The sequence below is a fragment of the Massilia eburnea genome, from assembly GCF_009720745.1.
In the GTDB taxonomy this organism is placed as follows: domain Bacteria; phylum Pseudomonadota; class Gammaproteobacteria; order Burkholderiales; family Burkholderiaceae_D; genus Rugamonas; species Rugamonas eburnea.
On sequence record NZ_WNKX01000061.1, the window covers coordinates 1 to 1,305 of the forward strand.

1 protein-coding gene is annotated in these 1,305 nt (G+C 54.9%); it reads left to right on the forward strand.

What is annotated here, in order from left to right:
- Nucleotides 1-105 precede the first annotated feature (105 nt).
- A partial coding sequence (locus tag GM658_RS28555; protein ID WP_155457501.1) for an ISL3 family transposase occupies nucleotides 106-1,305 on the forward strand: 1,200 nt, incomplete at its 3' end.

Genomic DNA, 1,305 nt, shown 5'->3' on the forward strand with positions numbered 1-1,305 from the left:
GGTTCATCACGGATTGCTGTGATGTAGTCCTAAAAACAGGAAAGCGGTGAAGAAAAGTTAGACTTGTTGTGCGACCAACAAAACTCAACTTTACCCACCGCTTTCATGCAAGATAATAATCTCGACCTTCCGTTCTGGGAAGGATTTGGGGTGTGGAATTTCGACCGTCGAGCAGACGGAGTGTGGATTTCACTGATGCCCCAGTCTAATACCCCACCTATTTGCTCGAAGTGCGATGCCACATGTGATCATGTGCATGGCACATATTGGCGCACGGTGCGGGAAATGCCAATGTTTGGCGAGCCGGTTTGGCTGCAGGTAAGGCTGCGCCGTGTTAAGTGCGCCGAGTGTGGAACCTGCGCCGAGCGCGTGTCATGGCTGGATCGACATGCAAGAGTGACCAAGCGGCTGGCTGACTTTACGGGCCTTTGGTGCGATAAGCTGCCTGTGGCTCATGTGTGCAAGCTCACCGGCCTGCATTGGGAGACCGTGCGCAGGATCGAACGGCAGCGGTTGATCACGCAGCTCGATTCCTTGCCAGCGGCTCAACCAACCAAACTGGTGATGGATGAATTTGCGCTCTTCAAAGGCCATCGTTATGCAACCGTGGTGCTAGACGGCGATAGTCGGCAAGTGCTCTGGGTCGGCGAGGGTCGCAGCCGACAAGCGATTCGTCCCTTCTTTGAATGGCTGGGTGCTGAGCGATGCTCCCGAATCAAAGCCGTCGCCATGGACATGAACACGGCCTTTGACCTGGAGGTCAAGGAACATTGCAGCAAGGCCAAGGTCGTATATGACCTGTTTCACGTTATTGCCAAGTACGGACGCGAGGTAATTGACCGCGTTCGCGTCGACGAGGCCAACAGGCATCGAAACGACAAACCGGCGCGGCAGTTTGTCAAACGCGGGCGCTGGCTGGTGCTACGCAATCCGCAAAATGTGCCGACAGACCAGAAGCCTGTGCTCGATAAACTGCTAGCAGCAAACCACGATCTGATGACCGTCTACGTTATGAAGGCGAGCCTTAAGGAGCTTTGGCAGCCAACCTGTCCTTGGCGCTGGAGAGCGGCATGGCGTACCTGGCTAGAAATGGCTCGGGCTAGCAAAATTGAGCCATTGCAGCGCTTTGCCAGACGTCTAAGTTTGTACTGGCGCGGCATCTTAGCCCGCATGCACTGGCCGATGCATACCGGCCAACTGGAGGGAATCAATAACCGGATTAAGGTGATGAAGCGGATGGCTTACGGATACCGCGACTCCGAATTCTTCTTCATGAAGATCAAAGCCGCGTTTCCCGGAAATCCG